Annotated in this window: 15 protein-coding genes; 5 read left to right on the top strand and 10 right to left on the bottom strand. The window is 70.5% G+C overall.

The features are described from left to right. Positions 1-39 precede the first annotated feature (39 nt). The 4 genes from ACNPQM_RS08455 to ACNPQM_RS08440 form a co-directional block, all read right to left on the bottom strand. Positions 40-1,272, bottom strand: a complete 1,233-nt coding sequence (locus ACNPQM_RS08455) for a hypothetical protein (protein WP_418083490.1) — start codon at positions 1,270-1,272, stop codon at positions 40-42. A 65-nt stretch (positions 1,273-1,337) separates the two neighbouring features. Further along, on the bottom strand, positions 1,338-1,913 hold the full coding sequence (locus ACNPQM_RS08450; protein WP_358857067.1) for a SigE family RNA polymerase sigma factor: 576 nt from the start codon (positions 1,911-1,913) through the stop codon (positions 1,338-1,340). A gap of 358 nt (positions 1,914-2,271) precedes the next feature. Then, entirely contained in the window at positions 2,272-3,336 is a 1,065-nt protein-coding gene (locus tag ACNPQM_RS08445; protein ID WP_418083489.1) for an aspartate-semialdehyde dehydrogenase, read from the bottom strand. Beyond that, positions 3,333-4,604 (bottom strand): aspartate kinase, encoded by a 1,272-nt coding sequence (locus ACNPQM_RS08440; RefSeq protein WP_345517394.1) that lies wholly within the window; start codon positions 4,602-4,604, stop codon positions 3,333-3,335. Before ACNPQM_RS08440 ends, ACNPQM_RS08445 begins: the two co-directional genes overlap by 4 nt. Positions 4,605-4,990: 386 nt before the next feature. Between ACNPQM_RS08440 and ACNPQM_RS08435 the strand changes: the two genes are divergently transcribed. Beyond that, positions 4,991-5,140, top strand: coding sequence for a hypothetical protein (locus ACNPQM_RS08435; RefSeq protein ID WP_418083488.1), 150 nt, complete (start codon positions 4,991-4,993; stop codon positions 5,138-5,140). A 39-nt stretch (positions 5,141-5,179) separates the two neighbouring features. Here ACNPQM_RS08435 and ACNPQM_RS08430 read toward each other — a convergent pair whose 3' ends face one another. The 3 genes from ACNPQM_RS08430 to ACNPQM_RS08420 all read right to left on the bottom strand — a co-directional run bounded on the left by ACNPQM_RS08430 (position 5,180) and on the right by ACNPQM_RS08420 (position 6,991). Then, complete coding sequence (locus ACNPQM_RS08430; RefSeq protein ID WP_358857064.1) at positions 5,180-5,839, bottom strand: DUF5063 domain-containing protein; 660 nt, start codon at positions 5,837-5,839, stop codon at positions 5,180-5,182. Positions 5,840-5,973: 134 nt separating this feature from the next. Beyond that, positions 5,974-6,573 (bottom strand): recombination mediator RecR, encoded by a 600-nt coding sequence (recR, locus tag ACNPQM_RS08425; RefSeq protein ID WP_358857063.1) that lies wholly within the window; start codon positions 6,571-6,573, stop codon positions 5,974-5,976. Between the two features lie 82 nt (positions 6,574-6,655). Beyond that, positions 6,656-6,991: a YbaB/EbfC family nucleoid-associated protein gene (locus tag ACNPQM_RS08420; protein WP_418083487.1), complete on the bottom strand. Its 336-nt coding sequence runs from the start codon at positions 6,989-6,991 to the stop codon at positions 6,656-6,658. Between the two features lie 374 nt (positions 6,992-7,365). On the opposite strand from ACNPQM_RS08420, the gene ACNPQM_RS08415 reads away from it, so the two are divergent. Continuing rightward, the gene (locus ACNPQM_RS08415) at positions 7,366-8,166 is read left to right on the top strand and encodes an SLATT domain-containing protein (RefSeq protein ID WP_418083496.1); all 801 of its coding nucleotides are present in this window, start codon (positions 7,366-7,368) and stop codon (positions 8,164-8,166) included. Positions 8,167-8,307: 141 nt separating this feature from the next. Here the strand turns inward: ACNPQM_RS08415 and ACNPQM_RS08410 are convergent, their stop codons facing one another. From ACNPQM_RS08410 to ACNPQM_RS08400, 3 genes are all read right to left on the bottom strand, one after another. Then, the gene (locus ACNPQM_RS08410; protein ID WP_358857060.1) at positions 8,308-8,958 is read right to left on the bottom strand and encodes a hypothetical protein; all 651 of its coding nucleotides are present in this window, start codon (positions 8,956-8,958) and stop codon (positions 8,308-8,310) included. 124 nt (positions 8,959-9,082) lie between these two features. Continuing rightward, entirely contained in the window at positions 9,083-9,802 is a 720-nt protein-coding gene (locus ACNPQM_RS08405) for a GntR family transcriptional regulator (RefSeq protein ID WP_358857059.1), read from the bottom strand. Between the two features lie 113 nt (positions 9,803-9,915). Beyond that, positions 9,916-11,298, bottom strand: a complete 1,383-nt coding sequence (locus ACNPQM_RS08400) for an aspartate aminotransferase family protein (protein WP_358857058.1) — start codon at positions 11,296-11,298, stop codon at positions 9,916-9,918. Between the two features lie 206 nt (positions 11,299-11,504). On the opposite strand from ACNPQM_RS08400, the gene ACNPQM_RS08395 reads away from it, so the two are divergent. The 3 genes from ACNPQM_RS08395 to ACNPQM_RS08385 all read left to right on the top strand — a co-directional run bounded on the left by ACNPQM_RS08395 (position 11,505) and on the right by ACNPQM_RS08385 (position 14,552). Next, positions 11,505-12,098, top strand: coding sequence for a type 1 glutamine amidotransferase family protein (locus ACNPQM_RS08395; protein WP_358857057.1), 594 nt, complete (start codon positions 11,505-11,507; stop codon positions 12,096-12,098). Next, on the top strand, positions 12,095-12,562 hold the full coding sequence (locus ACNPQM_RS08390) for a MarR family winged helix-turn-helix transcriptional regulator (protein WP_358857056.1): 468 nt from the start codon (positions 12,095-12,097) through the stop codon (positions 12,560-12,562). The genes ACNPQM_RS08395 and ACNPQM_RS08390 overlap by 4 nt, the downstream gene beginning before the upstream one ends. 157 nt (positions 12,563-12,719) lie before the next feature. Continuing rightward, positions 12,720-14,552, top strand: coding sequence for a serine/threonine-protein kinase (locus tag ACNPQM_RS08385; RefSeq protein WP_418083486.1), 1,833 nt, complete (start codon positions 12,720-12,722; stop codon positions 14,550-14,552). The last annotated feature ends 160 nt before the right edge of the window (positions 14,553-14,712 follow it).

Here is a 14,712-nt window from a genome sequence, read left to right as displayed (position 1 = left end):
CAGCCACCGGCGGACCCCCTCACGTATGCGCCGTCGTCGCTACGCCGACGGGACGATTACGCCCGTCCGGTAGATCGTGCCCGCGCAGGCGTTGGGGATCCTCGCCTCCGCGACCTGCGACCCGGGCTCCGGAGTGTGCGTCACGGCGACACTGCCATCCAGCGTTCCGCCGCCGTCCCCGCCGGCGAGCTGCGGCTCCGTCTGCGACGCCCCTTCAGTGGTACCGCCGCTGGTACCCACAGTGCCGTCGGTCGGTGTCGGGGTCGGCGAGCTGCCGGCAGTCGGGCAGGTGTCCTTCGGTACCCAGGCGAACTGGACCTCGTACGTCATGGACGGCTTCAGCAGCACCGTGCCCGCCTCCTGCGACGGGTCGGGCAGTCCGGCTGCCGGGTCGCCCGCGGTGTGCTGGACGACATCGATCCTGGCCGGGTCGGCCGCGCCCGTCGTCTCGAAGCCCACGGTGCCGCTGCTGGTCACAGTGCAGTCCGTGCCGGAGATGTTGGAGATACGGAACGTGCCGTACACCGTGCCGTCGGCACCGGCCGCACCCGCCTGGGCGGAGGCGACACCGAGCTGCCCCGGGTCGCAGACCGGCGTCGTAACCGCCTTGGTGTCGGCAGGGCCGGCGCCTCCGCCCGACGCGCTGCCGTCGCTGCTCGTGCCGCCACTGCCCGAGGGGCTGCTGGTGCTGTTGGGGTGGCCGTTGGAACCGTTGCTGTGTCCGTCGGTGCTGCCGCCTTGGCTCTTCTCGTCGGCAGCCGAACCGGAATCAGCGCTGTTGCCACCCTGGGCCTGCTCGCTGTGTCCGGCGATGGCCGGGTTGGCGGTGTCCGAGCCGGTGGAGCCGGCGACATGGACGAACGCGGGGACCGCGGTGCCGATGAGCAGCGCCGCCGCCGCCATGCCGACGATGGCCTGCCGCCGCCGGGCGCGCCGGGCGGGGACGGCACGCCGCAGGTGGTCGAGGGCGCCGTCGGTGGGTGCGAGGTCCTGGACGGCGCCGTGGAACATGCGGCGCAGTGCGAGCTCGTCCAGGTCGGGGCCGGAGCCGCCGGCTGCGCCGGAACCGTCGCCGGGGTCCATGTCGAAGAGCTCCGGCAGACCTCCGATCCGGGCCGTTCCGGCGGGGTCGGAGGTCTCGCCCTGCTCCTCCTGCACGCCTGCCGCGCCCGTCACGGATGCGGCGGCCTCCGTGGTGGCGTCCCCATCCGACAGCGGGTCCCGAGGCCCGTTCGGCTGCGCGTTCGAGCTGTTCTCCGGCCCGTGGTTCACAATTCCGTTTCCAGTCCGGTCAATCCCACGCTCATGCGTGCGTTCCTGCCTGCGCTCGCGCCAGTTCATGCCTGGGCCTCCATCACGACGCGAAGCGCCGCGATACCGCGCGAGCCGTACGCCTTGACCGAACCCAGCGATATCCCCAGCGTCTCGGCCACCTGGGCCTCGGTCATGTCCGCGAAGTAACGCAGCACCAGTACCTCTCGCTGGCGCCGCTGCAGCCCCCGCATCGCTTTGATCAGCGCGTCCCGCTCCAGCTGGTCGTACGCGCCTTCCTCGGCGCTCGCCATGTCGGGCATCGGCTTGGAGAGCAGCTTCAGCCCGAGGATGCGGCGGCGCAGTGCGGAGCGCGACAGGTTGACGACCGTCTGGCGCAGGTACGCGAGTGTCTTCTCGGGCTCACGTACCCGGCTGCGCGCCGAGTGCACGCGGATGAACGCCTCCTGCACCACGTCTTCACACGAGGCGGTGTCGTCCAGCAGCAGGGCCGCGAGGCCGAGCAGCGAACGATAGTGGGCGCGGTAGGTCTCGGTGAGGTGGTCAACGGTGGTTCCGGCTGCCACGTTGCGCTCAGCGCCCTCGCGCTGCGACGGGAGCTGAGCGGGGCGCGCAGCGGGCATGGGCGCAATCACCGGCATACCGCCGGGTGCGCGGGGTCTCCGGAGCGGACGCACTGAAGCGCCCCGCAACGGGCCCACCACTGTGATGTCGAGAACCTCTGCCACGCCTGTTGGACACGCTTCCCCCCGTCAGGGTTGTACGCGTACGGCACCATGTTTGGCACAGTGCGACATGCCCTCATACGTACCTGCTCTTCCCCGAATGCCACGATTTCGCGCCCCGCCGCGCAAGAAGTGACCGCAGAGACGCGCGCTCCCCGGCCGCCGGTTCCAGCACACCAAAGGTCATCGTCGGCCACCGCAAGGTCCCAGCTCAAGTGGTTCTGACCAGCAACTTGCTCACAGTCGGTCCACAGAGCGTACAGAAACGGCCGGATCAGGTCCGGGGAAATTCTGCGGCGACCGCTTCGGCGATCTGAGCCACGTTCAGCGCCGCTCCCTTGCGGAGGTTGTCGCCGCAGACGAACAGCTCCAGGGCGCGCGGATCGTCCAGCGACCGGCGCACCCGGCCCACCCAGGCCGGGTCGGTGCCCACGACATCGGAGGGCGTCGGAAAGTCGCCGGATGCCGGGCTGTCGTAGAGGACGACGCCCGGCGCGGTCGCCAGGATCTCGTGCGCCCGGTCGACCGCGACCTCGTTCTCGAAGCGGGCGTGCACGGACATGGAGTGTGTCGCGATGACGGGTACGTACACACAGGTCGCCGCGACCCGCAGGCTCGGCAGGTCCAGGATCTTGCGGCATTCGTCGCGGATCGCCAGTTCCTCGGACGACCAGCCGTCCCCGGCGTCGGTCCCGGCCCACGGCACGACGTTGAGCGCCACCGGCGCGGCGAACGGCGAGTCCTCGGCGTCCCCGAGGGCGCGGCGTACGTCCCCTGGCTTGGTGCCCAGTTCCGTGCCCGCGACCATCGACAGCTGTTCGCGCAGCGTCACGACGCCGTCGCGGCCCGCGCCGCTCACTGCCTGGTACGAGGAGACGACGAGCTCCCGCAGCCCGAATTCGGCATGCAGCGCACCGACGGCGACGATCAGCGACAGCGTGGTGCAGTTGGGGCTCGCAATGATGCCGCGCGGCCTGATCCGTGCGGCATGGGGGTTGATCTCGGGGACCACCAGCGGGACGTCCGCGTCCAGCCGGTACGCCGCCGAGTCGTCGATGACGACGACCCCCTTGGACGCGGCGATCGGTGCCCAGCGTGCGGACACGTCGTCGGGCACCAGGAAGAGGGCCACGTCCACGTCGTCGAACACGTCCTCGGTGAGTTCGAGGACTTCGGTCTCCTCGCCGCGTACGACCAGCTTGCGGCCGGCCGAGCGCGGCGAGGCGATCAGCGTCACATCGCCCCAGACGTCAGCGTGCTGCGAAAGGATCTGGAGCATGACGCCGCCGATCGCCCCGGTCGCTCCGACGACCGCGAGCGAAGGGCGGCGAGGTGTCATCGGCCGGTGCCCCCGTAGACGACGGCCTCGTCGGAGTCGCTGTCGAGGCCGAAGGCGGTGTGCACGGCGCGCACGGCCTCGATGACGTCGTCGGCGCGGGTGACCACCGAGATGCGGATCTCGGACGTCGAGATCAGCTCGATGTTCACGCCGGCGTCGGACAGCGCCTCGAAGAAGGCCGCGGTGACCCCGGGGTTCGTCTTCATACCCGCGCCGACCAGGGAGATCTTCGCGATCTGGTCGTCGTAGCGCAGCGACTCGAAGCCGATCGTGCCGCGGTTGCGCTCCAGGGCGTCGATGGCCTTGCGACCCTCGGCCTTCGGCAGCGTGAACGAGATGTCGGTCAGACCGGTCGACGCGGCGGAGACGTTCTGCACCACCATGTCGATGTTGATTTCCGCGTTCGCGATGGTGCGGAAGATCGCTGCGGCCTCGCCCGGCTTGTCGGGCACGCCGACGACCGTGATCTTGGCCTCGGAGACGTCATGGGCGACTCCGGAGATGATCGCGTGCTCCACCTTCTGGTCCCCTTGCGGCTCGTTGCTGACCCAGGTGCCGCGCAGCCCGGAGAAGGACGAGCGGACGTGGATCGGGATGTTGTAGCGGCGTGCGTACTCCACGCACCGGTGCAGCAGCACCTTGGAGCCGGACGCGGCCAGCTCCAGCATGTCCTCGAAGGAGATCCAGTCGATCTTCCGGGCCTTCTTCACGACCCGCGGGTCGGCGGTGAAGACACCGTCCACATCGGTGTAGATCTCACAGACCTCGGCGTCCAGCGCGGCCGCGAGTGCGACGGCGGTGGTGTCGGACCCGCCGCGGCCGAGGGTGGTGATGTTCTTGCCCTCCTGGCTCACCCCCTGGAACCCGGCGACGATGGCGATGTTGCCCTCGTCGATCGAGGTCCGGATACGGCCCGGCGTGACATCGATGATGCGCGCTTTGTTGTGGACCGAGTCGGTGATGACGCCGGCCTGGCTGCCCGTGAACGACTGGGCCTCGTGGCCCAGGTTTTTGATCGCCATAGCCAGCAGGGCCATGGAGATCCGCTCTCCGGCGGTCAGCAGCATGTCGAACTCACGCCCGGCAGGCATCGGTGACACCTGCTCGGCGAGATCGATCAACTCGTCCGTCGTGTCGCCCATCGCTGACACCACGACAACCACCTGGTTGCCGTTCCTCTTGGCATCGACGACTCGCTTGGCGACACGCTTGATGCCTTCGGCATCGGCTACGGAGGAGCCTCCGTACTTCTGCACGACAAGGCCCACGTGCGCTCCTCGCTCAGTCCATTACTGCGGTCGACTCAGTTTAACGAGCAGTCCGGAATCGCCCCGTTGATATCGCATCGTGAGATGTCCCGCTCACCACGCGATCATCGGCGTGTCACCCGGACTGCTCGTACGGGTCTGCTGCCCAGTGATCCCGGCACCACGCCCGCATGTGGCTCAGCACACACCGGGCAAGGTCCACGGTCTCCGCGTCCGTCCTCTCCAGAGTGAACCGGAACCCCACGGACCGCCCCCGGAAACTCCCCCGCCGCACAAGCCGCCCGCACCCTCCCGCTGCCTCGCGCACTCGTCTCCGTGCCTCCGGCCGCCGCCCCGGCCATGCAGCTCTCCTACACGGGTGCGCCGATCCACACGGGCGCCACCTTGTGGCCGGAGGTCGCCGGCTGCTCGGCCCGGGCATCCCCGCGAGCGCCGCCCGCCAGGGCGCGGACGAGCCGTGGCGGGTGTCCCGCACGGGCAACGGCGCACAGCCGCGCCCCATGCGGGCGGCCGGTCTGCGCCTCGACGGAGGGTGACGGGGGCCGGGCCCCACGGGGACGCCCTCGGCCGGACGGTTACTTCACCGGGCGCAGTCCGAGCGGTCCCGCGATCTCCTCGGCCATGACCCGCCCCGCCTCCTCGGCCAGGTCGTCGTCGACGGTCTCCGAGTCCGTGTCCAGCCCGTCCAGTTCCTGGAGGGGCTGGTTCAGGCGGATGTGGGCGACCAGGGACTGGAGGGCGCGCAGGGTGGCGGAGGCGGTTGAGCCCCAGTTGGAGAAGTAGGAGAACTGCCACCACCACAGCGCCTCGGTGGCACGGTCCGCTTCGTAATGGGCCAGGCCGTGACGCAGGTCCGTGACCAGGTCGGCCAGGTCGTCGGAGATGCGGGCCGGGACCGGGGCCTTGCGGGGCTCGTAGGGGTCGAAGACCTCGGAGTAGACGTCGATCGGTTCGAGAAGGGCCGCGAACCGCTCGCGCAGGCCGTCGGCGTCCGGTTCGGCACCCAGGTCCGGCTCGTAGCGCTCGTCCGGGAGGACATCCTCGTACGCGCCGAGCCGGCCGCCCGCGAGGAGCAGCTGGGAGACCTGGAGGAGCAGGGTCGGGACGGCCTGCTCCGGCTCGTCGACCTTGGAAACCTCGGTGACCGCGACGATGAACGTCTTGATCTGGTCCGCGATCTGGACGGCGAAGTCGTCCGGGTCCTGCGTGACGGAATTCAGCGTGGCGTCAGACATCGAGGGGACCTCCCGTGGGCACGGTCGCGAACGGTGAGTAGAACATAGCGCCGCTGAACGTAAAGCCGCCGTGAGGCGTCAAGGTTTCGCCCGCGAGGATCCCGGCCGTGGTGCAGGTGTCGTACGGGGTGGGGTCAGACATCCAGCAAGCGCCTCCCCTCGAAGGCGCGGCCCAGGGTGACCTCGTCCGCGTACTCCAGGTCGCCGCCCACCGGCAGCCCGCTGGCCAGCCGCGTCACCCGCAGCCCCATGGGCTTGATCATCCGCGCCAGGTAGGTCGCGGTGGCCTCGCCCTCCAGGTTGGGGTCGGTGGCCAGGATCAGCTCCGTGACCGAGCCGTCGGCGAGCCTCGCCAGCAGCTCACGGATGCGCAGATCGTCCGGGCCGACGCCCTCGATCGGGCTGATCGCCCCGCCGAGCACGTGGTAGCGGCCGCGGAACTCACGGGTCCGCTCGATCGCCACGACGTCCTTCGGCTCCTCGACCACACAGATCACCGTCTGGTCGCGGCGTGCGTCGCGGCAGATCCCGCACTGCTCCTCCTGCGCGACATTGCCGCACACCGAGCAGAACCGGACCTTGTCCTTGACCTCCAGGAGGGCCTGGGCGAGACGGCGCACGTCGGCGGGCTCGGCCTGCAGGATGTGGAAAGCGATCCGCTGCGCGCTCTTGGGACCGACGCCGGGCAGCCTGCCCAGTTCGTCGATGAGGTCCTGAACCACGCCTTCGTACAACGGAACGCCTTCCTGAGCTGAGTGCCTCGACTGCTACTGCTGTTGTTGTCGTGGTACGTACGGTAGTTGCTGTGCGGGCGGATCAGAAGGGAAGACCGGGCATGCCACCCAGCCCCTGGGCCAGCGGGCCCAGCTTCTGCTGCTGAAGCGCCTGCGCGTTCTCGGTCGCCGCCTGGACTGCGGCGACGACGAGGTCCGCGAGCGTCTCGGTGTCCTCCGGGTCGACCGCCCTGGGGTCGATCACGAGGCTGCGGAGCTCGCCGGAGCCGGTGACGGTCGCCTTCACCAGACCGCCACCCGCCTGACCGTCGACCTCGGTCCTGGCCAGCTCCTCCTGGGCCTGGGCGAGGTCCTGCTGCATCTTCTGGGCCTGCTGCAGCAGCTGCTGCATATTGGGCTGGCCACCACCGGGAATCACGGTCACTCCTGGCATATCGACGACAAATGTTTCGGTATGCCGAGCCTACGTGGTCACCGGGAACCGCGCCCCACCCACTGCCGAGCAACCCTTTCGGGTGAAATCCGATCAACTACAGCAAGACTCCTATACCTGATCACAGGGCATGCACACCCGGGAATACCGCGATTTCGGCCCCACGGCCCACCATTCGGCGGTAGGAAGGGCATGCATATCAATACGCACACGTACGGTGTCCGTCACGCAGGGTTACGCAAGCGGGACGGACGGCCACGCCGAAAGCCCGCCCGTCGTCGCATGCACGTGTCCCATGCGCGCGTGCGAAACGTCGAAATCGCAGAGTGCAGAGGAGTGCCCCGGTGAGTCAGCCGGAGATGCAGCCCGAGAGGGCGCCCCGCAACGAGTCCGGCGCGCCCGGTTCGGCCGTTCCGCCGGGCTCGGGCCCGGGCTCCGGGCCGGGCTCGGAGCCGCGCTCCGGCTTCCGTGCGCAGGGCCGGGATCTGACCGGACAGCCGTTCCCGCTCGGCGACTGGGGCGAACCCGCGGAACGCCTCGACGAGCTGTACCGCTGGGTCGAGGCCGAGGCGCTGCGCACCGCCGGCTGGTATCTGAACGACCGGGTGTGGAAGCGGCTCGGCGCCAGGGCGCTGCGGATCGGCACGGCGGCCGGGGCGGTCGCGGGCGCGGCACTGCCGCTGCTCGATCTGACGGGCGCGCTGCACGGGGCGGCCGGCTGGGGCTATCTCTCGCTGCTCCTGGGAGCCGCCTGCATGGCCTGCGACCGGTACTTCGGCCTGACCTCCGGCTGGATAAGGAACCTCGCCACGGCGCAGGCCGTGCAGCGACGGCTTCAGGTGTTGCAGTTCGACTGGGCGTCGGAGTGTGTACGGGAGGTGCTCGGGCCGACCGAGGGGACGGCGAGCGAGGCGGCCGAGCGGTGCCTGGGGGTGCTGCGGCGGTTCTCGGAGGACATCACGGATCTCGTACGGTCCGAGACCGCGGACTGGATGGTGGAATTCCGGGCCGGGCCTGCGCCGATGGGGATGCAGGCACTGGTCTCGGGGAGCGGCATCGGCGGGCGTACGGAGCCGGGGGCGGCGCAGGGGCGGTTTCCGATGCAGTCGGTGACCCGGCCGAACATGCCGCGGCAGCGACCACCGGAGTCACCCCGGTGACGGTGGTCCCGGTGGGCGGTGACTCCGGTGGGCGGTGACCTCGGTGGGCGGTGACCTCGGTGGGCGGTGACCTCGGTGGGCGGTGACCTCGGTGGGCGGTGACTCCGGTGGGCGGTGACCTCGGCGGTCCGGGCCGCCGCGTCAGCTGAAGATGATCATGGAGCCTTGGGCGAGACTGCGGGTCGCCGCCGCATGCAGGCCCAGCCAGACGTGCCGCTCCCGGGCGAACGGACTGTCGTCGTACGGAATCGGGCTCGCCGGCTCCTCCAGCGAGGTCGGCGCAATGGGCGGCAGCGGGGCGGCCGGGGGGTTCGCGGGGTCGATGCCGATGGACGGGGCGACATATTCCAGCTCCCGCAGCAACCCGTGCGCCGAGCCGAGCGGGCCGCCGCCCTCCAGCAGCTGGTCGTTGGAGAGCGGGGAGGGGAAGTCCACGGGGACGTACGCCCCCGCATGGTCGTAGTGCCAGACCAGGTGGGACTGCCGCGCCGTCGACTCGAACATTTCCAGCAACTGCTCGTAGTCGCCGCCAAGTTCGTCGACCGGCGCGACGGCGAGACCGCTCAGCTGCAGCAGATAGGCGCGGCGCAGGAAGTGCAGTGCGTCGTAGTCGAAGCCCGCAACCGGGGCCACATCGCCGGTCAGACCCGGCATGTAGGCGTAGACGGGTACGGCCGGGAGTCCGGCCTCGCCCAGCGCGTTGTCGTAGACGGCTATCTCTTCGGCGAACGGGTTGTCAGGGCTTTGGCACAGCACATCGACGAGGGGGACCAGCCACAGGTCACAGGCCACGAAGTCTCGCTCTCCCACAGGATCTCGCGCGGTTCGCGCGATGGTCGGGACAGCGTAATGCGAGGGGGCCGCCGCGCACAGTGGTCCTTCATGTCCGGCTGCGGAACACCTCGCTGCCGGACCGTCAGCCACCGTGCCCCGGATGCGACGGGTCGCCGGCGGCGAGCCGCTCCGCCCAGCTCAACGCGTGGGCGTTGTGGTCGTCGATCACCGCGCGCACCGCGTCGCGGTCCCCGAGCGTGATCGCCGCGACCAGGTCCGGGTGGCCGCTCCAGAGCCAGTCGCGCACATCCCCGTCGCTGCGGAGGTACGGCACGGCGAACACCCAGGCCTGGATGCGCAGCCGGTGCAGGAAGTCGGTGATGTACGTGTTGCCGACGAACGCGCCCAGTTCACGCCAGAAGCGCAGGTCGTACCCGATGAGGATGTCGAGGTCACCGCCCCGCGCCGCCCTTGCGGCCTCCTCGGCGCGACGGCGCACGGAGACCAGCGCGTCGCGGCACTTCGCCGACTGCGCACCCTTCGGGCGGACCGGCCCGTCGAAGATGCTGCGGATGACACCGTCGGCAACCAGAGTGCGGGCCTCGACGATCGCCCGGTAGTCAGCCACGGTGAACTCGTACACCCGGAACCCGCGGTGCTGGTCGGATTCGAGCAGGCCCTGCGCGGAGAGATCGAAGAGCGCCTCGCGGACGGGCGTCGCGGAGACCCCGTACTGCTCGGCGATCTGCTTGACGGTGAACTCCCGCCCCTGCTGCAAACGCCCGGCAAGCACCTCGTCACGCAGCGCGTCCGCGATCTGCTGCCGCAGCGTACTGCGGGTCACAGTTCCACTCGCGCGCATGGCGACCCTCCCTTTCCGGCTTTGGGTCACCTTAGACCGACCAGTGCATGGGAGGTGGCGTCGCGGGGGGAGGGACGCCATGCGAACAGCCCGCGACCTGCGGGCGGAGCGTGTCAGACGGTGTGCTCGTCCGCGACGGACAGGGCCACGTCCAGAGCCGCCAGACCCTCCCTGGCCTCGGCCTCCGTGACGTTGCAGGCCGGAACGGCGTGGGTGCGGTTCATGTTGATGAAGGGCCACAGGCCGTTCTTCTTGCAGGCCGCGCCGAACGCCGCCATCGGCGCATTGGCCTCACCGGCGGCGTTGTACGGGACCAGCGGCTCCCGGGTCTCCTTGTTGCGGACCAGGTCCAGCGCCCAGAACGCGCCGAGACCGCGCACCTCGCCGACCGACGGGTGGCGCTCGGCGAGCTCACGCAGGCCGGGGCCGAGGACGGTCTCGCCGATGCGGGCGGCGTTCTCGACGACCTTCTCGTCCTCCATGACGCCGATGGTGGCGACGGCCGCGGCGCAGGCCAGCGGGTGACCGGAGTACGTGAGTCCGCCCGGGTAGGGACGGGTCTCGAAGGTGGCGGCGATCTCCGCGGAGATCGCGACACCGCCGAGCGGTACGTAACCGGAGTTGACGCCCTTGGCGAAGGTCATCAGGTCGGGCGTGACGTCGAAGTGCTCGGCGGCGAACCACGTGCCGGTGCGCCCGAAGCCGGCCATCACCTCGTCGAGGATGAAGACGATGCCGTACCGGTCGCAGATCTCGCGGACGCCCGCGAGGTAGCCGGGCGGCGGCGTCATGATGCCCGCCGTGCCGGGGATCGTCTCCAGGATGATCGCGGCGATGGTCGCGGGCCCCTCGAAGGCGAGGGTGTCCTCCAGGTGCTGGAGGGCGCGGGCGCACTCCTCGGCCTCGGTCTCGGCGTAGAACGGCGAGCGGTAGAGGAACGGCGCCCAGAACCGCACGACACCTGCGGAGCCGTTGTCGGACGGCCAGCGGCGCGGGTCCCCGGTCAGGTTGATCGCGGTGGAGGTGGCGCCGTGGTACGAACGGTAGGCGGAGAGCACCTTCGTACGGCCGGTGTGCAGCCGGGCCATCCGGACGGCGTTCTCGACGGCCTCGGCGCCGCCGTTGGTGAAGAAGATCTTGTCCAGGTCGCCGGGGGTCCGCTCGGCGATGAGGCGCGCGGCCTCGGAGCGGGCCTCGATCGCGAACGCGGGAGCGAAGGTGGCGAGCTTGCCCGCCTGCTCCTGGATCGCGGCGACGACGGTGGGGTGCTGATAGCCGATGTTGGTGTAGACGAGGCCGCTGGTGAAGTCCAGGTAGCGGTTGCCGTCGTAGTCCCAGAAGTACGCGCCCTCGGCGCCGGCGACGGCGAGCGGGTCGATCAGGCCCTGGGCGGACCAGGAGTGGAACACGTGCGCACGGTCGGCGGCCTTCACGGCCGCACCGGCCGCGGAGTCGACCTGCGGAGCGTGGGAGGCATGGGAGGCATGAGGGGTCATGCGGCGAGCGTAAGTCGTGCGGTGAGCGGCTCGACATGGCCAACCTGTATGGCCTGGGGCGGTTTGGTGGGCAGGGTGTCGGGTCGGCACAGGGGTAGATGTTTGACAGCATTCTGTCGTACTGGCAGCATGCTGTCATCGCGATTCCGCTCATGACGCCTCATCCATGAGGTGTCATCCACGAGGTTCTCGCCCGGGAGGTCGCCATGACCCGCAAGACCGTGCACCTGGCCGTCTACGACTCCTACGCCGACTGGGAGACCGGCCACACCACCGCGCATCTCGCCCGCAACGGTTTCACCGTGCGGACGGTCGGCCCCACCGCCGGCCCCGTCACCACCCTCGGCGGCCTCCGTGTCCAGCCGGACCTCGCCCTCGCCGACGTACGTCCCGAGGACAGCGCACTGCTGATCCTCACCGGGGCCGACCTCTGGGACAGCGGCGACGAGCTCGCCCCCTTCGCCCGTACCGCCCGCACCTTCCTGGACGCGGGCGTACCGGTCGCCGCGATCTGCGGGGCGACGGCCGGACTGGCCCGCGAGGGACTGCTCGACGACCGCGCGCACACGAGCGCCGTCTCCTTCTATCTCGCGGCCACGGGGTACGCGGGCGGTGCCCGGTACGTCGAGGCGGACGCGGTGACCGACGGAGACCTCATCACGGCGGGACCGACCGAGCCTGTCGCGTTCGCCCGCGAGGTCTTCGCGCGCCTCGGGGTGTACGAGGGCAGGAAACTCGACGCCTGGTACCGGCTCTTCCACGACTCGGACGCGAGCGCGTACGAGGTGCTGCAAGGATGAGCCGCGAGCAGCAGGACGCACTCAGCCGGACGGCGCTCGGGGTCTTCCGGCTCAACGGCCAGTTCCTCGCGGTGTCGGAGGAGTTGGCGCGGCCGGCCGGGCTGACCGCGGCATGGTGGCAGGTGCTCGGAGCGGTGCTGGCCGAGCCGTTGCCCGTGTCCGGGATCGCCCGGGCCATGGGGATCACCCGGCAGAGCGTGCAGCGGATCGCGGATCTGCTGGTGGGCAAGGGCCTTGCGGAGTACGCACCGAATCCGGCCCACCGGCGCGCGAAGCTGCTGCGTCCCACCGCGGAGGGGCGGGCGGCGGTGTCCCGGATCGGCCCCGGCCACGCGGAGTTCGCCGCCCGACTGGCGCAGGAGCTGGGCGCGGAGGGCTTCGCGGAGACAGTGCGGGTGCTGGAACGGCTGTCGGTTGCAGTCGACGCGGTGACCGGCGCAGAACCCATCCCGCCCAGCGCGTGAACCCCATCCTGTCCAGCAGCTGAACCCGGCCCGTCCGGCGCTCGAGGGCGGAACCGGCAGCGGGCGAAACCGACGCCCGGCCGAACTGCTGGGGCATGACGTGCGCCGCTATTCTCGACCCGTCCGGCGTGTCGCCGTACGGGGGAGGTCGCACACCGTGGAAAAGCTCAGGCCCACCGACCCGCAACGCATCGGCGCGTACCGCCTGCTGGGGCGGCTCGGCGCGGGCGGCATGGGGCAGGTCTATCTGGCCCGGTCCGATCGGGGCCGTACCGTCGCGATCAAGCTGGTGCGCCAGGAGCTCGCCGAGCAGCAGGAGTTCCGCGACCGGTTCCGCCAGGAGGTACAGGCCGCACGCCAGGTCGGCTCGACGTGGACGGCCCCCGTGCTGGACGCCGACACCGAGGCCGCCGTGCCGTGGGTCGCGACCGGGTACGTCGCCGGGCCCTCCCTCCAGGTCACCGTCTCCGGGCGCGCGGGCGCACCGGTGGGACCGCCCTCCGGGGCCTTCGGTCCGCTGCCCGAGCGCTCGGTCCACATCCTGGGTGCGGGGCTGACCCGCGCGCTCCAGGCCATCCACTCCGCCGGGCTGATCCACCGCGACCTCAAGCCGTCCAACATTCTGCTGACGATCGACGGTCCGCGGGTCATCGACTTCGGCATAGCCCGGGCACTGGACACCGCCACCGACGGGGGTCTCACCCGCACCGGGGCGCTGGTCGGTTCGCCCGGTTTCATGGCGCCGGAGCAGGTACGGGGCGAGCGGGTGACCGCGGCGTGCGATGTGTTCTGCCTCGGCTCGGTGCTGGCGTACGCGGCGACGGGCAGGCTTCCGTTCGGCGTGGCGGACAACGAGGTCCATGCGCTGATGTTCCGGATCGCGCAGGAGGACCCGGACCTGACCGGCGTCCCGGTGGATCTGGTCGATCTCGTCCGGGACTGCCTCCTCAAGGACCCGGCCGCCAGGCCGACGACGGACGTGATCCTGGAACGGCTGGCGGAGGACGAGCCCGCCGAACCGTGGCTGCCGGGTGCGCTCCTCGCCCAGCTGGGCCGTCACGCGGTGGAGTTGCTGGACTCGGAGGACCCGGAGGAGCCGGAACAGCCCGCCGAACCGGCTGACCCGGCCGGCCCTGAGGACGCGGTGCCCGCGGCGGCGGAACCGCCCGCCCCGCAGCCTCCGGCCCCGCAAGCACCCGGCGGGGGCCGTGCGATACCCACGGTGATCGGCGCCTCAACCCCCATACCGAGCCCTGTCCCCCCTTACGGCTACCCGCAGTTGCCCGCCCAGCCGCACCCCGGTCAGGGACAGCCGTACGGCTACGGATATCCGCAGCACCAGCAGCCACCACAGCACCCCGGCTTCGGCTCCACACCTCCGTACGGCCCCCTCTATCCCGCCTCCGCCGCGCAGCCCGAACCGGTACGCCGCACGGCGGGTTCGACCGTCGCTCTCATCGTGGTCGCCGTGCTCGTCGCGATCGGTGCGGGCGGTTCGGTGTACGCGCTCATGACCGACAACGGCACGAAGGCCGGTGCGTCCCCGAGCAGTTCGCCCAGCCCGTCCGCGTCCGACGAACCGGCCGAGGAGCCGTCGGACGCCCCCTCCGACGAGAAGAAGAACGCAGACGGCTCCATCCCCGAGGGCTACCTCGGCACCTGGTCCGGCAGCATCGACAACCCCGCCGGTCACTCCACCCGCGAACTCGTCATCCGGCAGGGCAAGGTCGGCCAGACCGTCCTCACCCTCACCGCGGAAGGCCCGGTCGACACCGGCGGCACCTACCGCTGCGTCTTCCGGGCAGACCTGACCGACGAGCCGTCACCCGACGGACCGGTCCACATCGGACCCTCCACGATCACGCTCGGCGAACCCATGTCGTCGTGCACCCCCGGCAAGGCCACCACGCTGACCCTGTTGCCGGACGGCACCCTGCGCCGCGAGAACCCGGACACCGGCGAGAAGGTCACGTACACGAAGACCGGCTGAAGGGTTCGGGGCTTGAGGGCCGACCGGCCGTCGTGTGCCTGAGAGCGCTTTGACCTGGGCTTCCTTCGGGGCTGAGCCTTCGGCGGTCGTGTTCACCGGCGGCGTGGTGGCCCGGAGTGCCGGCCCTGCCTGCCTATGACCCACATCACATGTATTTCCT

This window comes from Streptomyces sp. NPDC056231, from assembly GCF_048270745.1.
Taxonomy (GTDB): Bacteria; Actinomycetota; Actinomycetes; order Streptomycetales; family Streptomycetaceae; genus Streptomyces.
The sequence above is the reverse complement of the archived record's forward strand: the minus strand, read 5'-3'. Positions and strand labels throughout refer to the sequence as shown.